This is a genomic window from Roseivivax halodurans JCM 10272, assembly GCF_000521785.1.
Taxonomy (GTDB): Bacteria; Pseudomonadota; Alphaproteobacteria; order Rhodobacterales; family Rhodobacteraceae; genus Roseivivax; species Roseivivax halodurans.
In genome coordinates this window covers 1-24,651 of record NZ_JALZ01000020.1, presented here as the reverse complement: position 1 = coordinate 24,651, position 24,651 = coordinate 1, and the positions used below count along the sequence as shown (strand labels likewise).

Here is a 24,651-nt window from a genome sequence, read left to right as displayed (position 1 = left end):
ATGCGACCCGTGCCGGGTGACCTTCTGCTGATCCGCCATGCGCAGGCCGACCATGGCGACCGGCTCTGCGGACGCACGGACGTCCCGGCGATCCTGCCGCCGGCGCAGGAGCTCGCCGGATTGTCGGGCTGGCTCTCGGACTGCGAGATGGTGGCGAGCCCCGCCGCGCGCTGCGTCGCGACCGCCCATGCGCTTCGCGCAAACGGTGACATCGCCACCGACGCGCGGCTCTGGGAGCAGGATTTCGGCGATTTCGACGGGGTGCCCTTTGAGGGTCTGCCCGCTCTCGGAGAGATGAGCCGCGAGGCGATCGCCGCGCATCCCTGGCCGGGCGGAGAGAGCTTTGCCGACATGGCCGCGCGCGTATCTCCGGCCCTGAAGCGATTTATCGAGGCCGCCGCGAGACCCCCCCTGGCAATCGTCGCGCATGCCGGCACCGTGCGGGCGGGGCTCGGGCTCGCCCTCGGCGCGCCGGCGCATGGCCTCGCCTTCGACATCCCGCCGCTCTCCGTCACCCGGCTGCGCTGCACGGCCGGTGGGATCGCGATCCTCGGGGTCGCCCTGCCGCCCTCGGCCTTCGCATGATCGAGGTCGCGGGACATTTCGGCGAATGGCTGCAGGGGCGGCTCGGACAGGGGGGCCCGGTCGCGCTCGTCACCATGATCTGCACGGCGCTCTCCGTCCGCCTTCTTCCGGGCGACAGTACTCTCGTCCAATGCCCAGAAGTCCTCGGGGAGGCGCGGCTCGGACGCCTCGCCGCCGCCCTCGGAAAGCCCGTTCCGGGCGGCCGGCTCGAGGCGGACATGCCGCCGGGCGGAGGCGCCGGGGCCTCGACAGCCGCGCTCGTCGCTCTGGCCCGCGCCGCCGGGTGCCGGGATGCGGAGATCGCCGCGATCTGCCATGCGGTCGAAGGCGCGAGCGATCCGCTGATGCTGGAGGCGCCGGATTCGGCTCTCTGGGCACCTCGGGAGGCGCGGAGGCTGGAGACGCTGCCGCCCCCGCCCCGCGCGCGTATCGTCGGGGGCTTTTTCGGTCCGCCCTGCCCCACGGATCCCGCCGATCACGACTTCCCGGATATCGGCGATCTCGTTGCGGAGTGGCGAATGGCGCCGACGCTCCGGATTGCGGCCCGACTTGCCGGCCTATCCGCCGAACGCTCTACGGCGCTCCGCGGGCCTGCGGGCGACCGAACCGCAGAGATTGCCGCCGAGACCGGTGCGCTCGGGCACCTCAGAGCGCATACCGGCTCCGCCCGCGGCCTGATCTTTGCGCCCGGGGCGCAGACGGACGAAGCGGAACGGGCGCTCGCCCGGGCGGGGGCCAGCTCGGTGGTCGTTTTCGACACCGGGAGCCGGCCGTGAGTTTTGCCGGCATCATGCTCCTCGGCGCGCTGATCGACATAGGCGTGGGCTGGCCGCGCCGGCTCTTTGCCCGGATCGGCCATCCCGTGACCTGGATCGGCAGGCTCGTCGCTACGCTGGACGCGCGGCTCAACGATGACGCCGCGCCGGACGCGCGCCGCCGGGTCATGGGAGCCATCACGGTCGCTGTGGTGCTCGCCGCAGTGGTCCTTCCCGCGATCATCGCGCAGCTCGCGCTTCCGGGCGGCATACCCGGGCTCCTGCTCGGTGGCCTTCTTGCCTGGCCGTTCATCGCCATACGCTCGATGCACGATCACGTGGTGGCGGTCGCGCGCCCGCTCGGCTCGGGCGACACGGAAGGCGCGCGCGCCGCCGTGGCCATGATCGTCGGCCGCGATCCCGCGCGGCTCGGCGAGGCCGGCATCGCGCGCGCCGCCATCGAGAGCCTGGCGGAGAACACCTCGGACGGGATTGTCGCGCCGATCTTCTGGGGCGCCGTCGCGGGCCTGCCGGGCATTGCGGTCTACAAAGCGATCAACACGATGGATTCCATGATCGGTCACCGGACGCCGCGGCACGAGGCGTTCGGATGGGCGGCGGCGCGACTCGATGATCTGGTCAACCTAGTGCCCGCCCGCCTGACGGCTCTGCTCTTCGCGCTCGCCTCCGGCCGGCCGCGCCGCGCGGCATGGGTGATGTGGCGCGACGCCGGCTTGCATCGCTCACCAAATGCAGGCTGGCCCGAGGCCGCCATGGCAGGCGGCCTCGGCATCCGCCTGTCGGGCCCGCGGATCTATGTCGCGCGCGTCGCGCAGGAACCATGGGTCAACGAAGGCGCTCCCGATCCCGGAGCGGGCGATATCGTCCGCGGCCTTGCGCTCTACCGCCGGGCGATGCTTTGTCTCGCGGCATGCCTGGCCGGCCTAGCGCTGGCATAACTTGGCGAGGCAAGAATGAGGGATCACGGCGGGGATACCGACGCGGCGGTGGCGCGCTACGGGGCGGGCGACTGGCTCGACCTCTCGACCGGGATCAACGCGCGCCCCTACCCGATGCCCGAGCTGTCCTCCCGCGCCCTGACCGCCCTGCCGACCCGGGCCGAGATCGACGCGCTCAAGACAATCGCGCAGCAGGCTTACGGCGCGAGCGTTCGGCCCGTTCCGCTCGCCGGGGCCCAGGCGGCGATCCAACTCGTTCCGCGCCTCGCGCGGCCGGGCGAGGCGCGCATCCTCGGGCCGACCTACAACGAGCATGCCGGGGCACTTTCCGCCGCGGGCTGGCGGGTATCGGAGGTCCGAGAGACGGGCGCGCTCGAAGGCGCGGACCTCGCCGTCGTCGTGAACCCCAACAACCCCGACGGACGGCGACACGATCCCGCCCGTCTGCGCGCGCTGTCGCGGCGTGTCCGCCTCCTGATCGTCGACGAGAGCTTTGCCGATCCCGAGCCCGAGGTGTCGCTCGCCGGCACGCTCGGCGCCGCGGAGGACCGGATCGTCGTCCTGCGCTCCTTCGGCAAGTTCTACGGCCTCGCGGGATTGCGGTTGGGCTTCGCGATCACCGGGGCGGCGCTGGCGGTGCGGCTGCGCAGCCTCGCGGGCCCGTGGGCCGTCAGCGGCCCCGCGATCGCCGCAGGCTGCGCCGCGCTCGGCGATGCGGCATGGCAGGCGGAAACGCGCGCGCGTCTGCGCGCCGATGCGGCCCGGCTCGACGCCATGGTGGCCAGCGCCGGCTGGAGCCTCGTCGGCGGCACGCCGCTTTTCCGCACATACGAGGTGCCGGATGCCGCCGCCGCGCAGGATGCGCTGGCCCGTCACCTGATCTGGACGCGGATCTTTCCCTATGCGCCCCGATGGATCCGCCTCGGCCTGCCGGGCGACGAGGCCGGCTGGTCGCGGTTGCAAGCGGCGCTGTAACGACGCCTTACCGCGCCGCGGCGATCAGCCCGCCGACATCGAGATGCGCCTCCACATGGGCCGCAAGCGCGTCGAGCACCCCCTCGACCCCCGCATCGTAGGCAAGATCCGAGCCCGTGCCGTAGGCGCCGAGCCACGCCGCGCGGAAGGCATCGTCCCGAAACATGCCGTGCAGGTAGCTCCCCGCGACACGACCGCTCGCCCCCGTCGCGCCTTCGGGCGTGCCATTCACATGCGCGAACGGGCGCGCGCGGTCCGGGCCTTCCGTGCGGCCGATATGGATCTCGTAGCCGGTGAAATCCGCGCCGCTCGCCGCATGCCGGGCGGAGACTTCGGTCAGCGTCTTGTCCGCGTGCATCACCGTCTCGACATCGAGCAGCCCGAGCGCCGGATCGGTGCCGGGCGCGCCCTCGATGCCGGCCGGATCGGCAATGGCGCGGCCGAGCATCTGGTAGCCGCCGCAGATCCCGAGCACGTGGCCGCCGCGCCGGACATGCGCGGCAAGATCCAAGTCCCAGCCCTGCGCGCGCAGGAAGGCGAGATCGCCGCGCGTGGACTTGCTGCCCGGCACGATCACCACGTCCGCGTCGCCGGGCAGCGCCCGCCCCGGCGCCAGCATCTTGAGCCGCACCCCCGGCTCCTGCGCCAGCGGGTCTAGGTCGTCGAAATTGGCGATCCGCGAGAGCTGCAGGCAGACGATGTGCAGGCCCTCGGTTCGGCGCGGCGCGGCCACGTCGAGCGCGTCCTCGGCCGGCAGGCGCCAGGCGTCCGGGAACCAGGGCAGCACGCCGAAGCCGCGCCAACCCGTCCGCGCCTCGATCATCGCGTAGCCATCGTCGAAGAGGCTGGGATCGCCGCGGAACTTGTTAATCAGGAACCCGGCCACGCGGCCCGCATCCTCGGGCGACATAACAGCCTGCGTGCCCACGATCTGCGCGATCACGCCGCCCCGGTCGATGTCCCCGGCGAGGATCACCGGGGCATCAGCCGCCGCGGCGAAGCCCATGTTGGCGATGTCATTCGCGCGCAGGTTCACCTCGGCGGGGCTTCCCGCGCCCTCGACGAGGACAAGGTCGTGCGCAGCGCGGAGCCGCCGGTAACTCTCGAGCACATGTCCCAGCAGCTTCGGTTTCAGCGCCGCGTAATCCCGCGCCCGCGTCGTGGTCAGCCGCCGGCCCTGCACGATCACCTGTGCGCCCACATCCGTCTCGGGCTTGAGCAGCACCGGGTTCATGTCGGTGACAGGCGCAAGGCCGCACGCCATGGCCTGCAGCGCCTGCGCCCGGCCGATCTCTCCGCCATCGGCGGTCACAGCGGCGTTGTTCGACATGTTCTGCGGCTTGAACGGCGCGACGCTGAAGCCACGCGCCCGCGCCGCACGGCAGAGCCCCGCGACCAGCATCGACTTGCCGACATTCGAGCCGGTGCCCTGGATCATCAGCGCGGACGACATGCGCGGCGCCCTCAGAACTCCACCCCGGCCTGCGCCTTCACGCCCTCGCGGAAGGGATGCTTGACCATAGCCATCTCGGTCACGAGGTCCGCCGCCTCGATCAGCTCGGGCTTGGCGTTCCGGCCGGTCAGCACCACATGGGTCATCTGCGGCTTCTCGGTCAGCAGGAAGTCCACCACCTCGTCGATGTCGAGATAGTCGTAGCGCAGCGCGATGTTGATCTCGTCGAGCAGCACGAAGCGGATGCCGGGATCGCGGATCTGCTCCTTGGCGATCTCCCAGCCGTGGCGGGCGGCGGCGATGTCGCGCTCGCGGTCCTGCGTCTCCCAGGTGAAGCCCTCGCCCGACACGAAGAAGCGGCATTCCTCGCCGAATCTCTCGCGCAGGAAGGTCCGCTCGCCGGTCTCCCAGTTGCCCTTGATGAACTGCACCACCGCGCAGGGCATGCCGTGCGCGATGCAGCGCATGATCATGCCGAAGGCGGACGAGGACTTGCCTTTGCCCTTGCCGGTATGGACGACGATGAGGCCCTTTTCCCCGGTCTTGGTGGCCATCATGCGGTCGCGGGCCTCCTTGATCCGTTTCATCTTTTCGTTGTGGCGGGCAGTGATGTCGTCCACGGGTCTCGGCTCCTCGCTCTTGACAAGATCGGCGTCTCGCGCGCATGTCAGCCAAAGCTGGTGCCCGTGTAAACGGGTGAAAATGGGAATGCGTAGCCCGGGCCACCCGGGACAGGCGCAGCCGCCCCCGCGACCGTAACCGGAGAGGTCGCCCAATGGTCACTGGCCCCGCATCGGGCCGGGAAGGCCGGGCAACCGCAGGATCGCAACGCCGCGATCCGGGATCCGCAAGCCGGGAGACCTGCCAGCGCGATACGACGAAACCGGACGGGGTGTTCCGGTGTCGGGAGGCCTTTGCGGTCCGCGCCCGATGCTTTTGCGCGACGACCCCGTGATACCGCCCGTCACCCGGCCCGCGTCCCACCGACGGAAGTGGGGCCGAATTGACCGAAACCGACGAGGCGAAACCCGCCGAGCTCTTGGTCTGCATCAAGTGCCGCCGCGGCACGGAGATCCCCGAGGACGACCGCCGCCCCGGCGCGCGGCTCTACGACAACCTCAAGTCGAGCGATGTGCCCGACGGCGTCACCGTCACCCCGGTCGAGTGCCTGCAGAACTGCGAGGGCGGCTGCACAGTCGCGCTGAGGGGGCCGGGGCGGTGGACCTATGTCTACGGCGCGCTTCACGAGGACACCGACGTGGAGACGCTGCTCGGCGGCGCAGCGCTCTACCGCGAAACGACCGACGGCCTCATCCCGTGGCGCCAGCGTCCCGAGCATTTCAAGCGCAACTGTGTGGCGCGCGTTCCGCCCCTCACCCCCGCTAAGGAGGCCGCCAATGGCTGATCTCGAAAAACTCCCCGTCACCGTCGTCACCGGCTTTCTCGGCTCGGGCAAGACCACGCTGATCTCGCACCTGATGCGGAACCCCGGCGGCAAGCGGCTCGCCGTCGTGGTCAACGAGTTCGGCGACGTCGGCGTCGACGGCGAGATCCTGAAGGGCTGCGCGATCCCCGAATGCCCTGCCGAGAACGTGCTGGAGCTGGCCAACGGCTGCATCTGCTGCACCGTGGCCGACGATTTCATCCCGACGATCGAGGCGCTCCTGAAGCTCGATCCGCGCCCCGAGCACATCCTGATCGAGACGAGCGGGCTTGCCCTGCCGAAACCGCTCCTCAAGGCGTTCGACTGGCCGGATATCCGCTCGAAGATCACCGTGGACGGGGTCATCGCGCTCGCCGATGCGGAGGCCGTCGCGGCGGGCCGCTTTGCCCCGGACGTCGCCCGCGTCGACGCGCAGCGGCTGGCGGACGAGAGCATCGACCACGAAACGCCCCTGTCGGAAGTCTTCGAGGACCAGATCTCCTGTGCGGACATCGTGCTGCTCACCAAGCCCGACCTCGCCGGCCCCGAGGGCGTCGCGAAGGCCCGGGAGGTCATTGCCGCCGAGGCGCCGCGCCCCCTGCCGGTGGTCGAGGTGGCCGAGGGTGCGGTCGATCCGCGCGTGATCCTCGGCCTCGGCGCTGCCGCGGAGGACGACATGGACGCGCGCCCGTCGCATCACGACGAACCCCACGACCACGATCACGACGACTTCGAGAGCGTGGTGATCGACATCCCCGAGCTGGGCGATCCGGCCGACCTCGTGGCCCGGATCGAGGCACTGGCCCGGTCGCGCAACATCCTGCGGGTGAAGGGCTACGCGGCGGTGGCGGGCAAGCCCATGCGGCTGCTCGTGCAGGCGGTCGGCGCGCGCGTGCGGCATCAATACGACCGCCCCTGGCGGCCGGACGAGGCGCGGCAGGGACGGCTCGTGGTCATCGCCGAACACGACGACATCGACCAAGCGGCCATCCGCGAGGCGCTGACCGAGGCGCGCGAGGCCGCCGAGTAGACGCGATGCACGTCGTCTTCCGCGAAAGCCACGGCCTCGAAGAGAGCGAGACGCCGACCGATCTCGGGCAGACGCCCGGCGATCTGGTGGTGCTGTCGTTCTCGGACAGCGACCTTGGGGCCTTCGCGGCGGGATGGGAGCGCGGGGGCGGGCGCGACGGGCACATGCCCTCGCTGCGTCTTGCCAACCTCGCGGCGCTGAAGCACCCGCTCTCGGTCGACACCTACGTGGAGCAGACGCTCGCGGGCGCGCGCGGCATCCTGATCCGGCTGATCGGCGGGACGTCCTACTGGTCCTACGGCCTCCAGCAGGTCGAGGCTCTCTCCCGCGCCCGCGGCATCGCGCTCGCGGTGCTTCCTGCCGACGGCCGCCCCGATGCGCGGCTCGACGCGGTCTCGACCGTGCCGGTCTCGACCCTGCGGCGACTGGCGCATCTCACCGACACCGGCGGGGCCGTCGCGGCGCAGGCGGCACTCGCGCAGATGGCCCTCGCCGCCGGGCTCTATGCGGCGCCGGTGCCTGGGATCAAGGCGCTGCCGCCCGTCGGGGCATGGACATTGCGGGACGGCGTCTGCTGCCCCGTGCTCGGCCATGTCGGCGAGGCCGGAGGGGGGCTTTCCGCCCCCCGCGCCTGCGGCGCCCCCCCGGACGTTATTTCGGTCAAGAAGAAGCCGCTGGCGCTGGTGGTGTTCTACCGCTCCTACCTCGTGGCGGCCGATCTCGAGCCCGTCGAGGCGCTTTTCGCAGCGCTCGAGGCGCGGGGCTTCCGGGTGCTTGGCCTTTTCGTACCCTCGCTCAAGGCGCCGGAGGCGGGCGCATGGCTCGCGGGCCAGATGGGCGCGCTCGGGGCCGCCGCCATCGTGAATGCGACGGCGTTCTCAGGGAGGAGCGACGGTGGGCGCTCGCCGCTCGATGCCGGGGGCGTGCCGGTCTTCCAAGTGGCGCTTGCCACTTCAAGCGAGCCGGACTGGGCCGCGTCGGAGCGCGGCCTCTCGCCCGCGGATCTCGCGATGCACGTGGTGCTGCCGGAGGTGGACGGGCGACTGTTTGCCGGTGTCGCCTCGTTCAAGGAGCCGGGCGCGCGCGATGACGCGCTGCAGTTCTCGCGGTTTCGGCACGCGGCTTGCGCAGAGCGCGTGGAGGCGATCGCTGATCGCGTGGCGGCATGGTGCCGGCTCGCTGCGACCCCAGCCGGGAAAAGGCGCGTCGCCCTCGTGCTTTCGACCTATCCCGGCCGGGAATGGAACCTTGCCCATGCGGTGGGGCTCGATGCGCTCGCCTCGGCCGAGGCCATCCTCGAGGATCTGCGCGGCTGCGGCTACGACGTTTCGTCCGGCGCCCCTCTCGACCAGGCACTCCGCGGCGAGCGGATCACTTGGCCGCTCGAGGGGTACCGGGCCGCGCTCGACCGCATGCCTAGATCGCTACGGGACGATCTTGAAGCCGAATGGGGCGCGCCCGAGGACGATCCCGACGTCGGAGCGGAGGGCGTCAGCTTTTCCGCGGTGAGGTGCGGACACGCGCTCGTCGCGCTGCAGCCAGAGCGGGGGATGCCGGACGCCCGCGGGGACGAGTATCACGACCTCTCGCGGACGCCGCGGCACGCCTACGTGGCGTTCTACCTGTGGCTGCGGGAGCAGGTCGACGCCATGGTCCATGTCGGCGCGCACGGCACCCTCGAATGGCTGCCGGGCAAGTCGGTGGCGCTGTCGGACACATGCTGGCCCGAGGCGCTGACCCGCGATATGCCGGTGATCTACCCGTTTATCGTCAACGACCCCGGAGAGGCCGCGCAGGCCAAGCGCCGGATCGGCGCGGTCACGCTCGGGCACGTGCCGCCGCCGATGCGCCGGGCCGAGACGCCGGATCGCCTCGTCCGCCTCGAAGCCCTGCTCGACGAGTTCTCGAATGCCGACGGCCTCGATCCGAAGCGCCGCGGCCGGCTGATGGACGACATACGCGAAGAGGCCCGGGCGCTCGGCGTGGAGGGCGACCTCGGGATCGATGCCGCGTCCTGCCCGGCCGACGCGGTCACCCGCATCGACCGCTTCGTCTGCGACGTGAAGGAAAGCCAGTTCGGCGACGGTCTGCATGTCTGGGGGCGCAGTCCGGCGGCCGCGGCGCCGTTCGATGCCGCGCATTCCGCCCAATCGGAGCGGCAGGCGCTACGCGACGCCCTCGCCGGGCGAAGCATCGAGGCGGGCCCCTCCGGCTCGCCCTATCGCGGCCGGACGGACGTGCTGCCGACGGGGCGCAACCTCTACACGACCGATCCGCGCAGCGTGCCGACGCGCGCCGCTTACGCGCAAGGCGAGCGGCTTGCCGATGAGCTGATCCGCCGGCACCTGCAGGACGAGGGCGACTGGCCGCGCGGGCTGATCGTGGATCTCTGGGGCTCTTCCACCATGCGCACCGCGGGAGAAGATTTCGCCATGGCGCTCGCCCTCCTCGGCGTACGGCCCGTCTGGGACGCGGGCTCCGAGCGGGTCTCGGGGATCGAGGTCGTGCCGATCGCGGAACTCGACCGTCCGCGGATCGATGTCACGCTGCGCATATCGGGCCTTTTCCGGGATGTCTTCCCGACCCTCTCGGCGCTCTTCCAGCAGGCGGTCCGGGCGCTTGCCGCCCGCGACGAGGCGGCCGACTGGAACCCTTACGTGGACGCGCCGGGCGCGCGGGTTTTCGGCCCGGCGCCGGGCAGCTTCGGGCTCAGCATGGGCGCGGTGCTGGGCGACTATTCGGACGACGGCCGGCGCGCAGCGGGCGAGGCCTGGCTCGCAGCCTCGTCCTGGGCCTTCGACGGCGAGCATGCGGCGGCGGATCGCGCGGGGATTGAGGCGCGGGTCTCTGCGGCGGACGGGTTCATCCACGCCCAGGACCTGCCCGAGACGGACCTGCTGCTGGCTGAGGATTACTCCAGCCACGAGGCCGGATTTGCCGCGGCTCAGGGCGTCGCGGGGGGATCGGCGCGGCTCTGGCACCTCGACAACACCGATCCGGCTCGACCCCGGGCGCGGGCGCTCACCGAAGAGATCGCGCGCATCGTGCAGGCCCGCGCCGCGAACCCGGCCTGGATCCGGGGCATGCGGCGGCACGGTTTCCGCGGCGCGGCCGAGATCGCCGCCACGCTCGAGAACATGGCGGCCTTCGCGCATCTGGCGGATGTCGTGCAGGCGCATCTCTTCGATCTCTATCACGAGGCAACGCTCGGTGATCCGGACGTGGCGGAGTTCATGGCCGCCGCCAATCCCGGCGCGCTACAGGCGATGCAGGACCGGTTCGAGGCGCTGCACGAAGCGGGGCTCTGGCAGACCCGGCGCAACTCGATCCTCGCAAGCCTCGGGGATGCGCCATGAGCGCTCCCGTGGTGAAGGGCTGGTGTCCGGGGGCGCACCGGCCGATGATGTCGGGGGACGGGCTCGTGGTCAGGGTGCGGCCTTGGTGCAGCACGCTATCGGCGGGCGAGACGCGCGGGCTGGCTGAGCTTGCGGCGAAACACGGCAACGGCGCGGTGGATGTCACGAGCCGCGCGAACCTGCAAATCCGCGGCGTGAGCGAGGAGCGGTTCCCGGCGCTCCTCGAGGGGCTTGGCGCGCTCGGCCTTCTCGATCCCGACGAGGGCAGCGAGGCGCGGCGCAACATCGTGCTCGATCCGTTCCGGGGCGATGACGATCTCCAGGACCGGATCGGGGCGGCGCTGACCGATTGCCTGACGCGCGCCGAATTCGCGGACCTGCCGTCAAAATTCGGGTTCGTCGTCGATACCGCACGCCCGCGGCGGCTCGGAGATGTCAGCGGCGATATCCGGATCGAGAGTGGCTGCTGCGGCCTGATGGTGCGCGCCGACGGGACTCTCGCGGGGCGCCAGGTCGCTGACGCCGAAAATGCAACACAAGCGGCGCTGGCGCTGGCGCGATGGTTCCTCGCGTCGGGGGGCGTCGGGGCCGACGGTCGCGGCCGGATGGCACGGCACATCGCATCGGAGGCAGAACTGCCTACGGAACTCGCCGGATCCGAAGCGCCTGCACCGGCGGCCCCGCGCCCCGACCCCGGGCCCGTCGCGGGCGGACTCGCGGTCGGCGCGCCGTTCGGACAGTTCACCTCGGCGCAGCTGACCCTCATCGCGGATTCACTTTTGCCCGGCGGGGAGGTGCGCGTGACGCCCTTCGGCCTTCTGTACCTCACGACCCCGCCCGAGACTGACGCCTTCGCGGGGTCCGAGCTCGTCACCGCACCCGGCGATCCGCTGCTCCGCGTGGCGGCCTGCGTCGGGGCACCTCACTGCAGCCAGGCCGAGATCGCCACGCGGGACATCGCGCGCCGCCTCGCCGCGGACCTTCCCAAAGGCGCTCGCGCGCATGTCTCGGGCTGCGCCAAGGGCTGCGCCTGGCCCCGCGCGGCCGATCTGACCCTCGTGGGACGGGCCGGCCGCGTCGATCTCGTCCGGAGCGGCACCGCCCGCGACACCCCCGAGCGGCGCGGGCTGAACCCTGCCGATCTCGACCAGCTCCTCGGAAACTGACATGCCCTACACCTACGAAACCGACGGCGCGGCGATCTACGCCGAGAGCTTCGCGACCATCCGCGCGGAGGCGGATCTTGCCGCCTTCGACGCCGAAGCCGAACCCGTCGCCGTGCGGATGATCCACGCTGCGGGTCTCGTGGGGCTCGAGCGCGCTATCCGTATCTCGCACGGCATGGTCGCGCGGGCCCGCGAGGCTCTGACCGCAGGAGCCCCGATCCTCTGCGACGCCCGCATGGTGAGCGAGGGCATCACCCGGCCGCGCCTGCCCGCGGCCAACGAAGTGATCTGCACGCTCCACGATCCCTCGGTGCCGGGGATGGCCGCAGACATGAAGACCACCCGCTCGGCGGCCGCGCTCGAGCTGTGGCGCCCGTTTCTTGCCGGCGCTATCGTCGCCATCGGCAACGCGCCCACCGCCCTCTTCCACCTCCTCGAGATGCTCGAGGATTCCGCCTGCCCGCGCCCCGCCGCGATCGTCGGATGCCCCGTCGGCTTCGTCGGCGCCGCGGAATCGAAGGACGCGCTCTGGCGGGCGCAGCCCGCCCCGGCGCTGATCGTGAAGGGACGCCTCGGCGGCAGCGCGATCACCGTCGCCGCCATCAACGCCATCGCGAGCCGCGCGGAATGACCGCGCCCGGCACCATCCGCGGCGTCGGCCTCGGCCCCGGCGATCCCGACCTGATGAGCGTGCGCGCCGACCGGCTGGTGCGCTCCGCGCGCAACGTCGCCTTCTTCCGCAAGGCGGGGCGCCCCGGACGGGCACGCGCCATCGTCGCGGGCCTGCTGAGCGAGGACGCACGCGAGATCGCGATGGAGTATCCGGTCACTACCGAGATCCCGCTCTCCGATCCCGCCTACAACGCCTGCCTCTCGGGGTTCTACACCGAGCAGACCGGGCGGCTGCGCGCCCTTGCCGAGGCTGGCGAGGATGTCGTCGTTCTCTGCGAGGGCGATCCGTTCTTCTACGGCTCGTTCATGCATCTGCACGACCGGCTGCTGGGTCACGTGCCGGTCGAGGTCGTGCCCGCGATCACCGGCATGTCGGCGGCCTGGACCGCGACGGGCCGGCCGATGACCTGGGGCGACGACCTGCTGAGCGTCGTCATGGGCACCCTGCCCGAGGCCGAACTTGTGCGCGCGATGCTGAACGCCGACGCGCTCGTCGTGATGAAGGTCGGGCGCAACCTGCCCAAGATCCGCGCGGCCTTGGCCCAGGCGGGCCGCGCCGACCGGGCCGTTCTGGTGCAATATGCCAGCATGGAGGGCCAGAAAGTGACCCCGCTGACCGAGGCCGAGGACGGACCGGCGCCCTATTTCTCCATCGTCGTCGTGCATGGCGAGGGGCGGCGGCCGTGAGCGGGTCGGTCGTCATCGCGGGGCTAGGGCCCGGCGCGGAGGCGCTCGTGACACCCGAGGTACGCGCGGCCCTCGATGCCGCGACCGACGTGGTCGGCTACATCCCCTACGTGCGGCGCATTGCGCCCCGCGCGGGCCTGACGCTCCACGAAAGCGACAACCGGGTCGAGGTCGACCGCGCGCGTCACGCCCTGACCCTCGCCGAAGGCGGCGCCCGCGTGGTGGTGGTCAGCTCCGGCGATCCCGGCGTCTTCGCCATGGCATCCGCGGTCTTCGAGGCGGTGGAGCACGGCGCGCCCGCCTGGCGCGATCTCGATCTGCGCGTGCTGCCAGGGATCACCGCGATGCTGGCGGCGGCGGCCCGGGCCGGCGCGCCGCTCGGGCACGATTTCTGCGCGATCAATCTCAGCGACAACCTCAAGCCCTGGACCCTGATTGAGCGGCGCCTGCGCCTCGCGGCGGAGGCCGATTTTGCGATGGCCTTCTACAACCCGCGCTCCGCCTCGCGGCCCGAAGGGTTCACCCGGACGCTCGAGATCCTGCGGGAGTGCTGCGAGCCCGGCCGGGTGATGATCTTCGCCCGCGCGGTCTCGACCCCCGAGGAAGAGATCAGGGTCGTATCGCTCGCCGAGGCCACGCCGGAGATGGCGGACATGCGCACGATGGTGATCGTCGGATCGAGCGCCACCCGCCTCATCCCCCGCAGCGGCGCGCCGCTCGTCTACACCCCGAGATCGGCGCCCGCATGAGTGACCCAGTCCAGCACCGACGCCGCGTCATGCAGCTCCTTTCGCTCTGGCTGGGCGGGCCTGTCGATCATGACGACCGGAAGACCCAGCTCGCGGGCCGCGGCGATCTTGGCGTAGGCCCCGGTGCCGCCGGAATTCTTCGACACGACGATGTCGAGCCCGTGCTCTTCCATCAGCGCGCGGTCGCTGCCGGTATCGAACGGCCCGCGATCCACGATGACCTCGTGGCGCGGAAAGGGCGGCGGGGTCTCGGGCGGATCGACCAGCCGCAGAAGGTAGCGATGCTGCGGCAGGCCTGCGAACGCGCCGAGATGCATGCGGCCGATGGCGAGCATGACCGACGCGGCCGGCCTGTCGAGCGCGGCGACGGCGCCCGCGAAATCCGCAACGCGCGTCCACCGGTCGCCGGGCTGCTCGGCCCATTCGGGGCGGGTGAGCGCCACGAGGGGCAGGTTCTCCGCGGCGCAGGCCGCGACCGCATTCCGGCTCATCGCCGCGGCGAAGGGGTGCGTTGCGTCGACGACATGCGTGATCCCCTCGGCGCGCAGGTAGGACCGCAGACCCGCCACGCCGCCGAAGCCGCCCGTCCGTTGCGGCAGGGGCTGGCGCAGGGGGCGGGCCACCCGTCCGGCGAAGGACACCGTCCCCGCGAGCCCCGCCTCGGCGGCGGCGCGGGCAAAGGCGGTGGCTTCGCTCGTCCCCGCGAGGATCAGAAGGTTCACGCCCATGTCTGAAGGTCCCTGGCTCACGATCGTCGGTCTGGGCGAGGATGGACCGGACGGGCTGCCGGCCGCAAGCCGGGCCGCGCTCGACGCCGCCGAGGTGGTGATCGGCCCGCCGCGCCATCTCGCCCTCCTGCCCGATCTCGTGGCCGACCGCATGACCTGGCCCGTACCGTTCTCGAAGGGTCTCGATCTGCTCGAGAGCTACCGCGGACGGCGCGTGGTCGCCCTCGCCTCGGGCGATCCCTTCTGGTTCGGCGCGGGGCGGGTGATCGCGGAGCGGCTGAGCCCGCAGGAATGGTGCGCCCATCCGGGCGTCTCGACCTTCGCCCTCGCCGCCTCCCGCATGGGTTGGGCGATCGAGCGCACGCTCTGCCTGGGCCTCCACGCAGCGCCGCTGACGCGCCTGCGACCGCACCTTGCGCCCGGCGCGCGGCTCCTCGTGCTTTTGCGGGGCGGCGAGGCCGTGCCCGAGCTGTCGCGCTACCTGACGGGCACCGGTTTCGGTCGGACGCGGGTGACGGTGCTCGAGGCGCTCGGCGGTCCGCGCGAGCGGCGTACCGAAGCCCATGCCGATGCGCTCACCGGCGCGTTCGGCCATCCCGTCTGCGTCGCGCTCGAGATTACGGGCGGCCTCGGCATGCCCTGCGTGCCTGGCCGCGAGGACGACGTCTTCGAGAGCGACGGGCAGATCTCCAAACGCCCGGTGCGAGCCCTGACGCTCTCCGCCCTCGCGCCAAGGGCCGGCGAGCGGCTCTGGGACATCGGCGGCGGATCGGGATCCATCGCGATCGAGTGGCTGCTCGCCCATCCCACGACCGAGGCGGTGTCGATCGAGGCCCGGGTGGACCGCGCGACGTGCATCGTGCGCAACGCCGACGCGCTGGGAGTCGATCGGCTCAATGTCGTGCAAGGCGCCGCGCCCGAAGCGCTTGAAGGCCTCGCCCCGCCCGACGCGGTCTTCGTCGGAGGCGGGCTCAGCCGCGCGCTTCTGGACGATCTCGTCACCCGTCTGGCGCCCGGAACGCGCCTTGTTGCCAACGCGGTGACGCTAGAATCCGAGGCCCTCCTGGCGGCATGGCACGCCGAGCGCGGCGGCGATCTCATGCGCATCGAGCTGGCCGAGGCCGCCCCCCTGGGTCCGCGCCGCGGCTGGCGGTCGTCCTATCCCGTAGTCCAGTACCGGGGCGCGCTGTGATCGTGGCGGGCTTCGGTTTCAGGCAAAGCGCAACGCGGGAGAGCCTCGTCGACGCGCTCCGACGCGCCTGGGTCGCGCCCGGCCCCGCATCCCTGGCCACGGCCACGGTCAAGGCGGCTCATCCAGCCCTCGCCGCGCTCGCCGCCGATCTCGGGATCGGGGTGGAGGCCATGCCGGCAGACGCGCTGGCATCTCAGACGACCCTCACACACTCACCCAGATCCTGGGCGGCGCACGGCACCGGCAGCGTCGCCGAGGCGGCGGCGCTCGCCGCGCTCGGCCCCGGCGCGCGGCTCCTCGGCCCCCGCAGCGTCTCGGGTGACGGGCGCGCCACCTGCGCTCTGGCATGGAAGGACATCACATGAGAGTTCACTTCATCGGCGCCGGACCCGGCGCGCCGGACCTTCTGACCCTGCGCGGCCGCGATCTCATCGCCGCGTCTCCCGTCTGCCTTTACGCCGGATCGCTCGTGCCCGAAGCGGTTCTCGAGCACTGTCCGGACGGGGCACGCGTCGTGAACACCGCACCGATGGACCTTGATGCCATCATGACCGAGATCGCGGCGGCCCATGCCCGCGGAGAAGACGTCGCGCGGCTCCATTCGGGCGATCTGTCGGTCTGGTCGGCGATGGGAGAGCAGATCCGGCGGCTCGACGCGCTCGGCATCCCCTATACCGTCACGCCCGGCGTGCCGTCCTTCGCCGCGGCCGCCGCCAGCCTCGGCGCCGAACTGACCCTGCCGGAGGTGGCGCAATCGGTCGTGCTGACCCGCACGCCGGGGCGGGCCTCGTCAATGCCCGAAAGCGAAAGCCTCGCCGCCTTCGCCGCGACCGGGGCGACGCTGGCGATACACCTCTCAGTGCAGAACCTCGCCTCGGTCGTGGGCACGCTCGTGCCCCATTACGGGCCCGACTGCCCCGCGGCGGTCGTCTTTCGCGCAAGCTGGCCCGACGAGGAGGTGATCCGCGCGCCGCTCTCGGGGCTGGCCGAGGCCGTCGGGCCTGAGATAACGCGGACCGCGCTGATCCTCGTGGGGCGGGCGCTCGGGGCCACGGGCTTTGCCGAGAGCCGGCTCTATGCAGCCGGTTACGACCGCCGCTACCGGCCGCAATCTGCTGGCAGCATCTGGTCGGGCTGGAAGGACGACACCGGCCCAGCGGGAGGTGCGGCATGACACATTGGCCCCCGGGTCTTCTCGTCTCGGCACCGTCCTCGGGCACGGGCAAGACCACTGTGATGCTCGGGCTCCTGCGCGCGCTCGCCGAGGACGGCGCCACGGTGCAGCCCTTCAAGTCGGGACCGGACTACATCGACCCGGCCTTTCACCTCGCCGCGTCGGGGCGGGCGTCGTTCAACCTGGACAGCTGGGCGATGGACGACGCACTCCTGACCGCCATCGCGGCGCGGGCGGAGGGGGCGGATCTCTGCGTCGGCGAGGGCTCTATGGGCCTATTCGACGGGGTCGCGACGGCGGGTCTCTCGGGCTTCGGCACCAGCGCCGAGACCGCGGAGCGGATGGGCTGGCCGGTGGTCCTCGTCCTCGATGTCGGCGGGCAGGCGCAATCGGCGGCGGCAACGGCGCTCGGCTTTGCCTCCTACCGGCCAGGGCTGCCCTTTGCAGGCGTGATCCTCAACCGCGTCGCCAGCCCCCGGCACGAGCGCCTGACGCGCCTCGGCATGGAACGGGCCGGCCTGCCGGTTCTGGGCGCCCTGCCCCGCCGGGGCGATCTGGCCCTTCCCGAGAGGCATCTCGGCCTGATCCAGGCGGTCGAGCATCCCGACCTCGAAGCGGCCATCGCGGGCTACGCCGCCTTCCTGCGTGCGCATGTCGATCTCGGGGCGATCCGGGACGCGGCGGGCGGCGGGCCGGCCGCCACCGCGGGCGCCTTGCCCCCGCCGCCCGCGCAGAGGATCGCGCTCGGCCGCGATGCCGCCTTCTCGTTCACCTATCCGCATATCCTCGAGGCCTGGCGCGCGGCGGGCGCGGAGATCCTGCCGTTCTCGCCCCTCGCCGACGACGCCCCCGACCCCGATGCGGATCTTGTCTGGCTGCCGGGCGGGTATCCCGAGCTTCACGCGGCCCGCATCGCCGCTGCGGACACGTTCCTCGCCGGTCTGCGGCGCCATGCCGAGACTCGGCCAATCCATGGCGAATGCGGCGGCTACATGGCGCTCGGCGAGGCACTGATCGACAAGGACGGCACCCGGCATGCCATGGCGGGCCTTCTCGGGCTCGTCACCTCCTACGAGAAACGCAAGTTCCACCTCGGCTACCGGCGCGCCGTTCTCGACGCTCCTATGCCGGGCCACCCGGCCGGGGCGGCGCTGCGCGGACACGAGTTCCATTACTCGACGATCCTCGAGCAGCCGGACGCGCGGCTCGCCCGCGTGAGCAACGCCGATGGCGAGGCCGTTCCCGAGACCGGCTCGCGGCGCGGGCATGTGACCGGCACCTTCTTCCACCTCATTTCGGCGGAGGGCGCATGGCGGGCTTCGTGAGCTTCGTCGGCAGCGGGCCGGGCGATCCCGAGCTTCTGACACTGAAGGCCGTGGACAGGCTGAAGCGCGCCGACGCTATCCTCTTCGATGACCTCTCCTCCGGCCCGATCTTGGGTCATGCACGCCCGGGCGCGGATCTCGTCGGCGTCGGAAAGAGGGCCGGACGCCCTTCGCCCCGGCAGGATCACGTCTCGCGCCTGCTGGTCGATTACGCCCGCGGCGGCGGGCGGATCGTAAGGCTCAAGTCGGGCGATTGCGGCGTCTTCGGCCGGCTCGAGGAGGAGCTCACCGCTTTGCGCGCCGAAGGCATCGACCACGAGATCGTGCCGGGCGTGCCCTCGGCCTGCGCGGCGGCGGCGGCGGCCGGGCTTCCCCTGACCCGGCGCCTGACCGCGCGGCGCGTGCAGTTCGTGACCGGCCACGACGTCACCGGCGAATTGCCCGAGGAGATGAACCTCGCCGCGCTCGCCGATCCCGCCGCCTGCACCGTGGTCTATATGGGCAAGCGGACCTTCCCGAAACTCGCGGCGCTGCTCAAGGCCCACGGCCTGCCCGGCACGACGCCTGCGCTTCTCGCCGAGGGCGTCTCGACCGTCGATCAGTCCCTGACCCGGACGGACGTGGACACACTTGCGGCGCGGCTCTCGCAGGCGCGGAGCGACCTGCCGGCGCTGATCCTCTACGGGGCCTTGGCGCACGAGACCGGACATGACTGATCTGTGGCTCGTCGGGATAGGCACCGGCAATCCGGACCACCTGACGCTCGAGGGACGGCGCGCGCTGCGCGAGGCGGCGCTCGTCCTGATCCCGCGCAAGGGCCCCGGGAAGGACGATCTGGCCGCCATCCGCCACGGGATCCTCGAAGCCGCCGGAGCGAAAGCCGCCGTCGCGGAATTCGACATGCCGGTCCGGGACGAAACTCTTCCCTACGGGGACCGCGTGGATCACTGGCATGACGAAATCGCAAACTGCTGGTCGGACACGATCGCGCGCAGCGATGTTGCGGGACCGGTCGCGCTGCTTGTCTGGGGAGATCCGGGGCTCTACGACAGCACGCTTCGGATTGCCGGACGTTTGTCGCCCGCACCGCGTGTCCACGTCGTGCCGGGCATCACTGCGTTGCAGGCGCTGACGGCCGCGCACCAAATTCCCTTCAATACCGTGAACGGCGCCGTCACGATCACGACGGGGCGACGCCTCAGGGACCACGGCTGGCCCGGCAACGCGGAAACCTTGGCAGTCATGCTCGATGGCGAGTGCAGCTTCCTTCAGCTACCGCCCGACCACCTGACGATCTGGTGGGGCGCGTTTCTTGGTATGGCGGAGCAGGTGCTGGAATCCGGCCCACTCGATCTTGCGGCGCCAAGGATCGTCGAAGCCCGGGCGACCGCACGGGCACGGCACGGATGGATCATGGATACGTATCTTCTACGTCGGGACATACCATCTTGAAGTTTTGCGAACATTGCCAGTGGCGACACCGCTTGGTATCAAGATCACGTCCGAAGGTCCGTTTTTGGAGAAATTGGGAAGCCGGTGAAATTCCGGCGCTGCCCCCGCAACTGTAAGCGGCGAGCGCTCCTCCCCACGCCACTGATCCCCGCGAGGGATTGGGAAGGCCGAGGTGCGCAGCGACCCGCAAGCCAGGAGACCAGCCGGAGGACGGAGACGACCTTGCAACAGGGGCGGAGGGCCCCGGAAAGGAACATCGATGTTCATGCGTACCATCGCCGCGGCCAGCGCGGCGCTTCTCCTCGCCATTCCGGTGACAGCACATCACGACGGCGAAGCCGCTCGCGATTCCGGTATCGTAGTCAGCCATGCCTACACGATCGAAGCCGGAGCGACGGCACACTCGATCGACGTGTTCGTCACCATCGAGAACACGACCGACACGCCCGCGGTTCTGACCGCGGCCGAGGTCGATTTTGCCGAACCGGGCGTGTTCCAGGCGCCAAGTGTCGACGACAGTGGCAAGATGTCGATACGTGAAATCGCTGCTTTGGAAATTGCTCCCGGTCAGATGCTGACGATGCAGCCGGGAGGTATCCATATCGTCTTCCACGACGTGCAAGAGCGTGTAGAGGCCGGCGATCACTTCCATGCCCATCTAGAATTCGAGGGCGTCGGTGAGATCGAGATCGAAGTTGAAGTCGAGCATGCCGACGAAGAGCACGATCACGACGAGGATGTCGGCTGACACCTTGCTTGAGATGTGTCGCAGGCGATGCGGCACATCTTAAGCCCACGAGATCAGTTCCCGCCGAACAAGGCGCGTAGCTCAAGCACCATCAGTCTCGCCTGCGATGATATTTAGAAACCGCTCTCTCGCGCGCGGCGGCAAGTCGTCCGGCAGGTCCGCCGGGGACGTTTCGGCCTCGCCCACCTCGATCAGCATGACCATGCCCATCGCGAAATGAGGCGAGCACTTGATGCCGTAGACGCCCTCCTCACGGAGCGTCACCTCGATCTTTTCGTTGATGTTTCCAGTAAAGCGCTCGGTTTTCTCGGGGATCATTCCGTCGATCGTAGCCGCGTTGTGGCCGGGCTGCGCCGCCACAAACCTGACCGTATCGCCCGGCGCGATCGAGATACGCGCAGGCTCGTAGACCATCGCTCCTGTCTCTCCCCGCGTCAGCATTTCGACCTCGTGCATTTCGGCAAGCGCGGGGCCAGAAGCGAGCGCGAGCGCGATCGTAGCGAATTTAAGCATCAAGACATTTGCTCCAGTCTGTGAAATCTAAAGAGGCGCCTGCCGTCGTCTGGATCTATCATCACGCGCGCTGAGACGGCGAAAACTCGCCGCAGCCGATCGGATGTCAAAACCTCCTCCGGCATGCCGAGCGCGACCAAATGCCCCCGATGCATCAACGCAATCCGGTCGCATTCCATCGCCTGATTCAGATCGTGCAGCGCGACCACATTCGTGGTGGGCAGTTTGCGGACGAGATCGAGGATCGAAAGCTGATGATGGATATCGAGGTGGTTCGTCGGCTCGTCCAAAAGGAGGATTCGCGGCTCCTGCGCAAGCGCTCTCGCAATGTGAACTCGCTGGCGCTCACCACCCGAGAGCGTGTGCCATGGACGCCCGTCGAACGCCGTCATCTCGACCGCATCGAGCGCCCGCGCCACGATACGACTGTCGTCCTCCGACCAAGGACGCAATGCCGAGAGCCACGGTGTCCGGCCAAGCTCCACGGCGTCCCGCACGGTGATGCGGTCTGCTGTATCCGCCTGCTGCTCAACCAATGCGATGCCCCGTGCGACCTCCCGTTGCGGCAGATCACCAAGCGAGCGTTGGCCGAGCATGACCTTGCCCCTCATCGGCCGCTGGATACCTGCCAGCATTTTCAGCAGCGTCGACTTGCCCGACCCGTTCGGACCGATGAGGCCGAGCGTCTCGCCCTCGCGAACCTCGAGCGTTACGCCATCGACGATGGACTGTCCGCGAACGGACCAGCCGAGGTTTTCACAACTCAGGTTCATCGCGCCCTTCCCCGAACAAGAATGAGTGCGAAGGCAGGCGCCCCAACGAGTGCAGTGATGACACCGATGGGCAAGACCTGCCCCGGGACCAAGACCCGAGACAGGATGTCGGACACAATTAGAAAGACCGCGCCCGCCAGCGCCGAGGCTGGCACAAGTCGCGCGTGGCGTACGCCAACGACAAAACGCATCGCATGCGGAACAACCAATCCGACAAAGCCGATAGAGCCGACCATCGACACCATCGCCGCCGTCACGAGCGCCGCCAGACCGATGAGGACGATCTGAACCCGGCGCACCGGGACCCCGAGCGAAGCTGCGCTGCCTGCGCCGAAGGTGAACGCATCGAGCGACCGGACATGCCAGAGGCAGGCGCCAAGCCCTAGTGCGGCGGCCGGAACCGCCAGCCACACGTCATCCCATCTGACACCGGAGAGATTTCCCATCAGCCAGAACATGATGCCCCGCGCCTGCTCGGCGTTTGCGGACTTGGCGATGACGAAAGCGGTCAGCGCGTTAAAGAGCTGCGATCCTGCGATCCCGGCAAGGACGATCACGCCTGCGCCTCGGACTCCCATACCGCCTCCAGCCGCTCGCGCGAGCGCGGCGACAAGGAGAAAGGACAGAGTCGCGCCCGCGAATGCGCCGACCGAAAGCGAGATGACGCCCGCACCGACGCCGGCGACGGTGACCGCAACCGCCCCGGTCGAGGCACCGGCGGAGATGCCCAAAAGGTAGGGATCGGCGAGCGCATTGCGCAGCAGCGCCTGCAGCACGACCCCGGAGAGCGCGAGCCCCGCTCCGCAGCAGGCCGCCACAACTGCCCGGCTGACACGGTAGTCCCAGACGATGCCCGCGTCGATGCGCCCCACTGCGTAGTCGGTTCCAAGGAGATTGTTGCCCAGCACCTGAAGCACCGTCGCGACAGGAATCCGCGTCTCGCCGATCGTCGCGCCGGCAATAATGGCAGCGAAGAGCACCGGGGGAGTGATCCACCCCCAGTGCAGCTTCCGTCGTGCCGCCGAATAGGCCGCCGCTTGCGTCATGCGCCGAAGTCGAACCCGGCGAGCGCCTCAGACAGTGTTTCCAGCCCGAAGATGGTGCGCATGGTCGCGCTCATCGCGTGGGCGTCCATCACCACGATCCGGCCCTCGCGCACCGCAGTCATTTGGCTTGCGACAGGATCGGTGCGCAGGAACTCCATTTTCTTGTCGATGTCGTCGGCAGGGAAGCGGCGGCGATCCATCTCGGCGATCACGAGGACGGTCGGATCCGCGCGGGCGATCGTTTCCCACCCGATGGTCGGCCATTCCTCGTCCGAGGTCACGACATTTTCAATGCCGAGCTTCGACATCATGTAGCCCGGCGCACCTTTCTGACCGGCCATGTAGGGATCGATCTCGAGATCGGCGGAAGAGAACCAGAACGCCGCCGATATTCCGTCGGGCAGATCGAGTTCCTTAGCTGACGCGATTGCGTCTTCCTCACGCTGCTGCAGCTCGGCTATCAGCTCATCGCCTGCGCTCGGCACGTCGAAGATCGCCGCGAGCTCGCGAACGCCCTTGTAGACCGACTCGGGTGAGAAAGCCGAAGTGCGGGTGCCGTCGCCACCGGTTGTGTTGTCCTTGGTGTCGCAATCCGCGGGCAGGATGTACGTCGGAATCCCGAGGTCGTGGAATTGCTCGCGCGTGGCGACGATGCCGGACGGACCGACGTGCCATTCGTATTGTACCGCAACGAGGCCCGGCTCCTTGTTCGCGACACTCTCGAAACTAGGGTCGTTGTCGGCCAGTCGCTCGATACCAGCGTTGACCTCTGCGAACTCGGGTAGCACGGGGCTGAACCAGACTGATGTGCCCGAAACCCTATCGGCAAGGCCGAGCGAGTAGAGGATCTCAGTCGCCGATTGCCCGACGGTGACAGCGCTTTGCGGCGCCGCATCGAACGTTACAGCCTGCCCGCAATTCTGGACCTCGAGCGGGAAGTCTGTGGATTGAGCGACGGCCGGAAGGCCGACCGACGCAATCAGTGCCGCTGGCGCGACGATGCGATAGAACATGATTTTCTCCGGATTTCTGGAATCCGGGCGTTCGGGCTGTGAGGCAATCTGAATGCGCCGAACGGCAGAGGGCGGCTGTCCGCATCACGCGGAACCGGCATGCGATCTGAGACGGTCATCGGCATCCTTCCCCCGGGCAACCCCGCCCGGTGTTACGGTCAAATGCCGGCAGGTCTCCTGACTGGCGGGTCGTCGCCGGTCCGGCCTTCCCGGGCATGGGGCCCAGTGGCATCTTCGGACCGAGGCTCACCGCCTACAGTTGCGGGGGCAGTTCCGGTTGGCATGTCGCATGAAGCGAAATGCTGCGGATTCCCTTTTCATCTCCTCGCGGAGAACCGACGCGAGCAAAGGACACGAAAGGTACAGACCCGTCAAGCGTCGATTCCGTAACGGTTATCCCCGCCGAAGCGGAAGCGAGCGGCGTAGTTCCGCTCGCCCGCAAAGATCAGACGGAGCGGATGCGGCGCGCGCCGAGGAGCGCGAGCTCGATCGCGGCGACGACGATCAGCGACAGGCCGACGAGCGGAAAGAATATCCCCGCCGCGACCGCGATCACGAGGATGCCGCGCGGGATGCGCCAGTCGGCGGGCACCGTCGGCGCGCCGAGCCCGCCCGCCGGGCGGCGCTTCCACCACATCACCACGGCCGACACCGACATCAGCACCATCGCCGCACAGGCGAGCGCCAGCACGATCTGGTTCACCACTCCGAAGGCCTGGCCCATGTGAATGCCGATGCCCCATTCCGCGGCCCAGCCGAGCGCGCCGAGCTCGCCCACGCCCATGTCGAAGAGGATCTCGCCGGTATACTGGTCGAGATGGATCACCCGCTCCTGGCTGATGTCGTGGGGATAGACGGAGGCGGTGAAGACGCCCTC

The 24,651-nt window shown here is 69.9% G+C and carries 26 protein-coding genes and 3 riboswitches; of the genes, 18 read left to right on the top strand and 8 right to left on the bottom strand.

Translation table 11 applies throughout. The features are described from left to right. From OCH239_RS15315 to cobD, 4 genes are read left to right on the top strand one after another with little or no spacing between them, the layout of a single operon-like run. Complete coding sequence (locus OCH239_RS15315; RefSeq protein ID WP_037264542.1) at window positions 1–585, top strand: histidine phosphatase family protein; 585 nt, start codon at window positions 1–3, stop codon at window positions 583–585. After that, window positions 582–1,361 carry a hypothetical protein gene (locus tag OCH239_RS15310; protein WP_051489518.1) on the top strand — a complete coding sequence of 260 codons (780 nt, stop codon included), beginning with the start codon at window positions 582–584 and terminating at the stop codon, window positions 1,359–1,361. The genes OCH239_RS15315 and OCH239_RS15310 overlap by 4 nt, the downstream gene beginning before the upstream one ends. Further along, window positions 1,358–2,299, top strand: a complete 942-nt coding sequence (gene cbiB, locus OCH239_RS15305; RefSeq protein WP_157577887.1) for an adenosylcobinamide-phosphate synthase CbiB — start codon at window positions 1,358–1,360, stop codon at window positions 2,297–2,299. Before OCH239_RS15310 ends, cbiB begins: the two co-directional genes overlap by 4 nt. A 15-nt stretch (window positions 2,300–2,314) precedes the next feature. Continuing rightward, the gene (cobD, locus tag OCH239_RS15300) at window positions 2,315–3,274 is read left to right on the top strand and encodes a threonine-phosphate decarboxylase CobD (protein WP_037264541.1); all 960 of its coding nucleotides are present in this window, start codon (window positions 2,315–2,317) and stop codon (window positions 3,272–3,274) included. Between the two features lie 7 nt (window positions 3,275–3,281). On the opposite strand, the gene OCH239_RS15295 is transcribed toward cobD, so the two are convergent. Together OCH239_RS15295 and cobO are read right to left on the bottom strand one after the other, a co-directional pair. Next, complete coding sequence (locus OCH239_RS15295) at window positions 3,282–4,727, bottom strand: cobyric acid synthase (RefSeq protein ID WP_037264540.1); 1,446 nt, start codon at window positions 4,725–4,727, stop codon at window positions 3,282–3,284. Between the two features lie 11 nt (window positions 4,728–4,738). Next, window positions 4,739–5,347: a cob(I)yrinic acid a,c-diamide adenosyltransferase gene (gene cobO / locus OCH239_RS15290; protein ID WP_084782517.1), complete on the bottom strand. Its 609-nt coding sequence runs from the start codon at window positions 5,345–5,347 to the stop codon at window positions 4,739–4,741. A 41-nt stretch (window positions 5,348–5,388) separates the two neighbouring features. Next, window positions 5,389–5,610: riboswitch (cobalamin riboswitch) on the top strand. 120 nt (window positions 5,611–5,730) lie between these two features. Here cobO and OCH239_RS15280 point away from each other — a divergent pair. The 7 genes from OCH239_RS15280 to cobJ are packed head-to-tail and all read left to right on the top strand — an operon-like array spanning window position 5,731 to window position 13,810. Further along, window positions 5,731–6,132 (top strand): DUF1636 family protein, encoded by a 402-nt coding sequence (locus tag OCH239_RS15280; RefSeq protein WP_037264538.1) that lies wholly within the window; start codon window positions 5,731–5,733, stop codon window positions 6,130–6,132. Beyond that, complete coding sequence (gene cobW, locus OCH239_RS15275; protein ID WP_037264537.1) at window positions 6,125–7,180, top strand: cobalamin biosynthesis protein CobW; 1,056 nt, start codon at window positions 6,125–6,127, stop codon at window positions 7,178–7,180. Before OCH239_RS15280 ends, cobW begins: the two co-directional genes overlap by 8 nt. 5 nt (window positions 7,181–7,185) lie before the next feature. After that, window positions 7,186–10,536, top strand: a complete 3,351-nt coding sequence (gene cobN, locus OCH239_RS15270) for a cobaltochelatase subunit CobN (RefSeq protein WP_037264535.1) — start codon at window positions 7,186–7,188, stop codon at window positions 10,534–10,536. Continuing rightward, window positions 10,533–11,702, top strand: a complete 1,170-nt coding sequence (locus OCH239_RS15265) for a hypothetical protein (protein ID WP_037264533.1) — start codon at window positions 10,533–10,535, stop codon at window positions 11,700–11,702. Before cobN ends, OCH239_RS15265 begins: the two co-directional genes overlap by 4 nt. 1 nt (window position 11,703) lies before the next feature. Continuing rightward, window positions 11,704–12,333 (top strand): precorrin-8X methylmutase, encoded by a 630-nt coding sequence (locus OCH239_RS15260; protein ID WP_037264531.1) that lies wholly within the window; start codon window positions 11,704–11,706, stop codon window positions 12,331–12,333. Continuing rightward, entirely contained in the window at window positions 12,330–13,061 is a 732-nt protein-coding gene (locus OCH239_RS15255; RefSeq protein WP_037264529.1) for a precorrin-2 C(20)-methyltransferase, read from the top strand. Before OCH239_RS15260 ends, OCH239_RS15255 begins: the two co-directional genes overlap by 4 nt. Next, complete coding sequence (gene cobJ / locus OCH239_RS15250; RefSeq protein WP_037264527.1) at window positions 13,058–13,810, top strand: precorrin-3B C(17)-methyltransferase; 753 nt, start codon at window positions 13,058–13,060, stop codon at window positions 13,808–13,810. Before OCH239_RS15255 ends, cobJ begins: the two co-directional genes overlap by 4 nt. On the opposite strand, the gene OCH239_RS15245 is transcribed toward cobJ, so the two are convergent. After that, window positions 13,783–14,538, bottom strand: a complete 756-nt coding sequence (locus tag OCH239_RS15245) for a cobalt-precorrin-6A reductase (protein WP_037264526.1) — start codon at window positions 14,536–14,538, stop codon at window positions 13,783–13,785. The two genes, cobJ and OCH239_RS15245, sit on opposite strands and share 28 nt — an antisense overlap. On the opposite strand from OCH239_RS15245, the gene OCH239_RS15240 reads away from it, so the two are divergent. The 7 genes from OCH239_RS15240 to OCH239_RS21735 all read left to right on the top strand — a co-directional run bounded on the left by OCH239_RS15240 (window position 14,537) and on the right by OCH239_RS21735 (window position 20,429). Further along, window positions 14,537–15,730 carry a bifunctional cobalt-precorrin-7 (C(5))-methyltransferase/cobalt-precorrin-6B (C(15))-methyltransferase gene (locus OCH239_RS15240; RefSeq protein ID WP_037264525.1) on the top strand — a complete coding sequence of 398 codons (1,194 nt, stop codon included), beginning with the start codon at window positions 14,537–14,539 and terminating at the stop codon, window positions 15,728–15,730. The two genes, OCH239_RS15245 and OCH239_RS15240, sit on opposite strands and share 2 nt — an antisense overlap. Then, window positions 15,727–16,095 (top strand): cobalamin biosynthesis protein, encoded by a 369-nt coding sequence (locus OCH239_RS15235; protein ID WP_037264524.1) that lies wholly within the window; start codon window positions 15,727–15,729, stop codon window positions 16,093–16,095. The genes OCH239_RS15240 and OCH239_RS15235 overlap by 4 nt, the downstream gene beginning before the upstream one ends. Beyond that, complete coding sequence (gene cobM / locus OCH239_RS15230; protein ID WP_037264523.1) at window positions 16,092–16,904, top strand: precorrin-4 C(11)-methyltransferase; 813 nt, start codon at window positions 16,092–16,094, stop codon at window positions 16,902–16,904. The genes OCH239_RS15235 and cobM overlap by 4 nt, the downstream gene beginning before the upstream one ends. Continuing rightward, window positions 16,901–18,229, top strand: coding sequence for a cobyrinic acid a,c-diamide synthase CobB (locus OCH239_RS15225; protein ID WP_037264522.1), 1,329 nt, complete (start codon window positions 16,901–16,903; stop codon window positions 18,227–18,229). Before cobM ends, OCH239_RS15225 begins: the two co-directional genes overlap by 4 nt. Then, the gene (gene cobA / locus OCH239_RS15220) at window positions 18,214–18,945 is read left to right on the top strand and encodes a uroporphyrinogen-III C-methyltransferase (RefSeq protein ID WP_037264520.1); all 732 of its coding nucleotides are present in this window, start codon (window positions 18,214–18,216) and stop codon (window positions 18,943–18,945) included. Before OCH239_RS15225 ends, cobA begins: the two co-directional genes overlap by 16 nt. Beyond that, the gene (gene cobF / locus OCH239_RS15215) at window positions 18,938–19,681 is read left to right on the top strand and encodes a precorrin-6A synthase (deacetylating) (RefSeq protein WP_037264517.1); all 744 of its coding nucleotides are present in this window, start codon (window positions 18,938–18,940) and stop codon (window positions 19,679–19,681) included. Before cobA ends, cobF begins: the two co-directional genes overlap by 8 nt. Window positions 19,682–19,718: 37 nt before the next feature. Beyond that, a riboswitch (cobalamin riboswitch) is annotated at window positions 19,719–19,903 on the top strand. A gap of 37 nt (window positions 19,904–19,940) precedes the next feature. After that, entirely contained in the window at window positions 19,941–20,429 is a 489-nt protein-coding gene (locus OCH239_RS21735) for a copper chaperone PCu(A)C (RefSeq protein ID WP_051489517.1), read from the top strand. Between the two features lie 81 nt (window positions 20,430–20,510). On the opposite strand, the gene OCH239_RS15205 is transcribed toward OCH239_RS21735, so the two are convergent. The 5 genes from OCH239_RS15205 to OCH239_RS15185 form a co-directional block, all read right to left on the bottom strand. After that, window positions 20,511–20,942 carry a pseudoazurin gene (locus OCH239_RS15205; RefSeq protein ID WP_037264515.1) on the bottom strand — a complete coding sequence of 144 codons (432 nt, stop codon included), beginning with the start codon at window positions 20,940–20,942 and terminating at the stop codon, window positions 20,511–20,513. Then, entirely contained in the window at window positions 20,942–21,715 is a 774-nt protein-coding gene (locus OCH239_RS15200; protein WP_037264513.1) for an ABC transporter ATP-binding protein, read from the bottom strand. The genes OCH239_RS15205 and OCH239_RS15200 overlap by 1 nt, the downstream gene beginning before the upstream one ends. After that, window positions 21,712–22,761 carry a FecCD family ABC transporter permease gene (locus tag OCH239_RS15195; RefSeq protein ID WP_037264511.1) on the bottom strand — a complete coding sequence of 350 codons (1,050 nt, stop codon included), beginning with the start codon at window positions 22,759–22,761 and terminating at the stop codon, window positions 21,712–21,714. Before OCH239_RS15195 ends, OCH239_RS15200 begins: the two co-directional genes overlap by 4 nt. Then, on the bottom strand, window positions 22,758–23,774 hold the full coding sequence (locus OCH239_RS15190; protein ID WP_037264509.1) for an ABC transporter substrate-binding protein: 1,017 nt from the start codon (window positions 23,772–23,774) through the stop codon (window positions 22,758–22,760). The genes OCH239_RS15195 and OCH239_RS15190 overlap by 4 nt, the downstream gene beginning before the upstream one ends. Window positions 23,775–23,924: 150 nt before the next feature. Then, a riboswitch (cobalamin riboswitch) is annotated at window positions 23,925–24,129 on the bottom strand. Window positions 24,130–24,219: 90 nt separating this feature from the next. Next, on the bottom strand, window positions 24,220–24,651 hold a 432-nt coding region (locus OCH239_RS15185), incomplete at its 5' end, for a PepSY domain-containing protein (protein WP_037264507.1).

Bases quoted from the DNA above. Each gene is read 5' to 3' on its own strand.
- OCH239_RS15195 (WP_037264511.1), bottom strand. From the start codon at position 22,761: ATGACGCAAGCGGCGGCCTATTCGGCGGCACGACGGAAGCTGCACTGG.
- OCH239_RS15260 (WP_037264531.1), top strand. From the start codon at position 11,704: ATGCCCTACACCTACGAAACCGACGGCGCGGCGATCTACGCCGAGAGC.
- cobM (WP_037264523.1), top strand. From the start codon at position 16,092: ATGAGAGTTCACTTCATCGGCGCCGGACCCGGCGCGCCGGACCTTCTG.
- OCH239_RS15310 (WP_051489518.1), top strand. From the start codon at position 582: ATGATCGAGGTCGCGGGACATTTCGGCGAATGGCTGCAGGGGCGGCTC.
- OCH239_RS15315 (WP_037264542.1), top strand. From the start codon at position 1: ATGCGACCCGTGCCGGGTGACCTTCTGCTGATCCGCCATGCGCAGGCC.
- OCH239_RS15225 (WP_037264522.1), top strand. From the start codon at position 16,901: ATGACACATTGGCCCCCGGGTCTTCTCGTCTCGGCACCGTCCTCGGGC.
- cobF (WP_037264517.1), top strand. From the start codon at position 18,938: ATGACTGATCTGTGGCTCGTCGGGATAGGCACCGGCAATCCGGACCAC.
- cobD (WP_037264541.1), top strand. From the start codon at position 2,315: ATGAGGGATCACGGCGGGGATACCGACGCGGCGGTGGCGCGCTACGGG.
- OCH239_RS15245 (WP_037264526.1), bottom strand. From the start codon at position 14,538: ATGGGCGTGAACCTTCTGATCCTCGCGGGGACGAGCGAAGCCACCGCC.
- OCH239_RS15240 (WP_037264525.1), top strand. From the start codon at position 14,537: ATGTCTGAAGGTCCCTGGCTCACGATCGTCGGTCTGGGCGAGGATGGA.
- cobN (WP_037264535.1), top strand. From the start codon at position 7,186: ATGCACGTCGTCTTCCGCGAAAGCCACGGCCTCGAAGAGAGCGAGACG.
- OCH239_RS21735 (WP_051489517.1), top strand. From the start codon at position 19,941: ATGTTCATGCGTACCATCGCCGCGGCCAGCGCGGCGCTTCTCCTCGCC.
- OCH239_RS15265 (WP_037264533.1), top strand. From the start codon at position 10,533: ATGAGCGCTCCCGTGGTGAAGGGCTGGTGTCCGGGGGCGCACCGGCCG.
- OCH239_RS15295 (WP_037264540.1), bottom strand. From the start codon at position 4,727: ATGTCGTCCGCGCTGATGATCCAGGGCACCGGCTCGAATGTCGGCAAG.
- OCH239_RS15255 (WP_037264529.1), top strand. From the start codon at position 12,330: ATGACCGCGCCCGGCACCATCCGCGGCGTCGGCCTCGGCCCCGGCGAT.
- OCH239_RS15200 (WP_037264513.1), bottom strand. From the start codon at position 21,715: ATGAACCTGAGTTGTGAAAACCTCGGCTGGTCCGTTCGCGGACAGTCC.
- OCH239_RS15190 (WP_037264509.1), bottom strand. From the start codon at position 23,774: ATGTTCTATCGCATCGTCGCGCCAGCGGCACTGATTGCGTCGGTCGGC.
- cobW (WP_037264537.1), top strand. From the start codon at position 6,125: ATGGCTGATCTCGAAAAACTCCCCGTCACCGTCGTCACCGGCTTTCTC.
- cobA (WP_037264520.1), top strand. From the start codon at position 18,214: ATGGCGGGCTTCGTGAGCTTCGTCGGCAGCGGGCCGGGCGATCCCGAG.
- OCH239_RS15205 (WP_037264515.1), bottom strand. From the start codon at position 20,942: ATGCTTAAATTCGCTACGATCGCGCTCGCGCTCGCTTCTGGCCCCGCG.